Annotated in this window: 4 protein-coding genes, 1 tRNA gene and 1 pseudogene; all 6 read left to right on the top strand. The window is 71.9% G+C overall.

The annotated features are described in order from the left end of the window. The first annotated feature begins 511 nt into the window (after nt 1–511). Entirely contained in the window at nt 512–1,048 is a 537-nt protein-coding gene (locus GTW67_RS16065) for a tRNA adenosine deaminase-associated protein (RefSeq protein ID WP_161165506.1), read from the top strand. A 95-nt stretch (nt 1,049–1,143) separates the two neighbouring features. Next, nucleotides 1,144–1,578 carry a tRNA adenosine(34) deaminase TadA gene (gene tadA, locus GTW67_RS16060; RefSeq protein ID WP_237518887.1) on the top strand — a complete coding sequence of 145 codons (435 nt, stop codon included), beginning with the start codon at nt 1,144–1,146 and terminating at the stop codon, nt 1,576–1,578. Nucleotides 1,579–1,644: 66 nt separating this feature from the next. Next, nucleotides 1,645–1,732: transfer RNA gene (locus GTW67_RS16055), tRNA-Ser, on the top strand. Between the two features lie 165 nt (nt 1,733–1,897). Next, a complete protein-coding gene (locus GTW67_RS37010; protein ID WP_202437304.1) occupies nt 1,898–2,074 on the top strand; it encodes a hypothetical protein in 177 nt (58 codons plus the stop codon). Next, nucleotides 2,074–2,367 carry a Dabb family protein gene (locus GTW67_RS16050; protein WP_161165507.1) on the top strand — a complete coding sequence of 98 codons (294 nt, stop codon included), beginning with the start codon at nt 2,074–2,076 and terminating at the stop codon, nt 2,365–2,367. Before GTW67_RS37010 ends, GTW67_RS16050 begins: the two co-directional genes overlap by 1 nt. Nucleotides 2,368–2,509: 142 nt before the next feature. After that, nucleotides 2,510–2,830: pseudogene (locus GTW67_RS16045) on the top strand (hypothetical protein); the annotation flags it as partial.

The raw sequence follows: 2,830 nt of genomic DNA, 5'->3' as shown, positions 1-2,830 counted from the left end.
GTTCCGGAGCCCGTCGGTGGCGCGGGGCCTTCTCAGAGCCCGTCGGTAGCCCGGGTCCCGTTCCGGAGCCCGTCGGTGGCCGGGGCCCTTCCGGAGCCCGTGGGTGGCGCCGGGCCCTTCCGGAGCCCGCTGGTAGCGCGGGGCCTTCCAGATCCCATCCGTGGGGCGAGACCTTTCCAGAGCCCGTCGGTGGCGCGGGGCCCGTTCCAGAGCCCGTCGGGGGAAGATCGCGCGCCGCGCCGACGGCGCGGGAACGGGTGTGCACGGCCCCGGGGAAAAGCCGCGTACGATCCGCGAGTGGCGCAAGACCGCGCCGCCGGGTCCGGCTGGGACACACCTGCACGGACCCGCGATCGAAACAGCGGGACACAGGGCGCCGAAGACGTCCCCCGAGGGCCTTGTTTCTGCCACGATTCCGAGTGGGTGGGGCTCGGAGGACCGCTTGCCCCGTCCACGACCTCCGCCGGGGGGACCCCCAACCGGCACGCCTACGACCAGTGGGAGAGTCACGGTGTACTTCACCGCACTGCTCGCGCGCACCGAAGACGGGTGGGAAGCGAGCGACACGGAGCTCGACGATGTGGAGACCCTGTCGGATCTGACCGACCTGGCCCGGGAAGCCTCTCCCGACGAGGACACGGTGCTCGTGCTGATCGAGCAGGAGGACGCGTGGTTCGGAGTCGTCCGCGTGGACGGCGAGGAGGATCCCCGCATCTACGTCTCGGACGCCGCCGCGGCCGCCCGCAGCAGCTACGGGGAGATCCTGCTCACCGACGAACTGCTCGGCCGGGACCCCGGTGACGACGTCGCCGACCTCGACGCCCTCGACCTCGACGGCACCGAGGACGGTGAGCCCGACGACGACGCCGACGGCGACGACGACGGGGACGCCGGCGAGTCGTCCGTGCCGCACGGCCCGGTCGGCGACGCCGAGGTCCTCGACGACCTCGGCGTGAGCGAGAAGGAGCTGCGGGCGATGTCCGGGGACGCGGTCGGCGAGATCGCCGAGGCGCTGGGCGTCTCCGAGGTACTGGAGACGGTCCGCTGACCGCACCGATCGACGAGGGCCCGGGGCACCTGCCGCCGGGCCCGGACCAGGACTCGGCCACGGTGGACCCGGTGCGCGACCGGTGGCGGCCCGCGATGCGGCTCGCCCTGGCCGAGGCCGGTCAGGCCGCCCGGGCCGGGGACGTCCCCGTCGGCGCCGTCGTGCTCGCTCCTGACGGCGTCACCGTGCTGGCGTCCGGGCACAACGAACGCGAGGCCACCGGCGACCCGACGGCCCACGCCGAGGTGCTGGCGATCCGGCGGGCCGCCGCGCGGCTCGGCGACCGGTGGCGGCTGACCGGCTGCACGCTCGTCGTCACCTTGGAGCCGTGCACGATGTGCGCGGGCGCGCTGGTGCAGTCCCGCGTGGACCGCGTCGTCTACGGCGCCCGCGACGACAAGGCGGGCGCGGCCGGCTCCCTGTGGGACGTCGTCCGCGACCGGCGGCTCAACCACCGGCCCGAGGTGATCGAGGGCGTGCTCGCCGAGGACTGCGCCGCGCTGCTCACCGACTTCTTCCGCGACCGCTGACGCCCGCGCCGGCGCCGCCGGATATCGATTTCGGAGCATGCCGCACTGTGCTGTAAGGTCTCTCTCGGTAGCGTGTCCGAGCGGCCGAAGGAGCTCGCCTCGAAAGCGAGTGTGGCGCAAGTCACCGAGGGTTCAAATCCCTCCGCTACCGCCACAGAAGGGCCCAGTCCGAGGACTGGGCCCTTCGCCTTTTCCCGGGGCCACGGCGGGGCGCCGGCGGGACGCGCCACCGGAAAGAGGCATTGATCGCACACGGGAGCGGACGGTTACACTCACCGCCGGTAGCGCAGAGTCCGAGGAAGTCCCAGGGGGAGGCCGCGTGGCGGTGAACGCGAAGAAGATCGCCGTCTACGTGCTCGTGGTCTTCGCGCTGTACGTGATCATCACGGACCCGGCCAAGGCCGCCGACTATGTCCAGATCGGGTTCCAGGGCATATCCGACGCCGCGGGAGCCGTCGGAGACTTCATGACCTGGGCCGCCAACGGAGGAAAATGATGATCCGTCACCTGGTGCTGTTCAAGCTGAACGAGGGCGTCGAGCGGGACGACCCGCGCGTCGTGAAGGGCGTCGAGGCCTTCCGGGCCCTCGGCGGCCGGATCGAGGAGCTGCGCTTCTGGGAGTGCGCCTGGAACATCAGCGACCGCCCCATCGCCTACGACTTCGCCATCAACTCCGCCGTGGACGACACCGACGCCCTGAAGCGCTACGTGGACCACCCGGCGCACCAGGCGGGCGTCGCGCTGTGGCGCGAGTTCGCCACCTGGGTGATCGCCGACTACGAGTTCTGAGGCACCGCACACGCACCAGCCCCCCGCCGGAAACGTCGGGGGGCTGGTCCGCGTCCGGGGGCGACCCCACCCCGCATGCACCAAATATCCCCAACACGGCGTTATGGGGTGCTTGCACACCGTGCGGATGTCTTGTGATGCTATGACCGCTTTTGACGGAGAGTTGACGGATGAGTTGACGGATCACGAGGTGGAGTTGACCGTGCCGGCCAGTACTGCGCCTCAGGCACCGCCCGCACCCCCCGCACAGGCCCAGGAGGCGCCCGCGCGGCCCGCAGCGCAGCAGCGCAGCCGGGGCGCCGACACCCGGGCCCTGACCCAGGTGCTCTTCGGGGAGCTCAAGGGACTCGAGCCGGGTACGCCGGAGCACGACCGCGTGCGCGCGGCGCTCATCGAGGCCAACCTCCCGCTGGTCCGCTACGCCGCCGGGCGCTTCCGCTCGCGCAACGAGCCGATGGAGGAC

This window comes from Streptomyces sp. SID5910 (genome assembly GCF_009862125.1).
In the GTDB taxonomy this organism is placed as follows: domain Bacteria; phylum Actinomycetota; class Actinomycetes; order Streptomycetales; family Streptomycetaceae; genus Streptomyces.
The sequence above is the reverse complement of the archived record's forward strand: the minus strand, read 5'-3'. Positions and strand labels throughout refer to the sequence as shown.

Bases quoted from the DNA above. Each gene is read 5' to 3' on its own strand.
- tadA (WP_237518887.1), top strand. From the start codon at position 1,144: ATGCGGCTCGCCCTGGCCGAGGCCGGTCAGGCCGCCCGGGCCGGGGAC.
- GTW67_RS16050 (WP_161165507.1), top strand. From the start codon at position 2,074: ATGATCCGTCACCTGGTGCTGTTCAAGCTGAACGAGGGCGTCGAGCGG.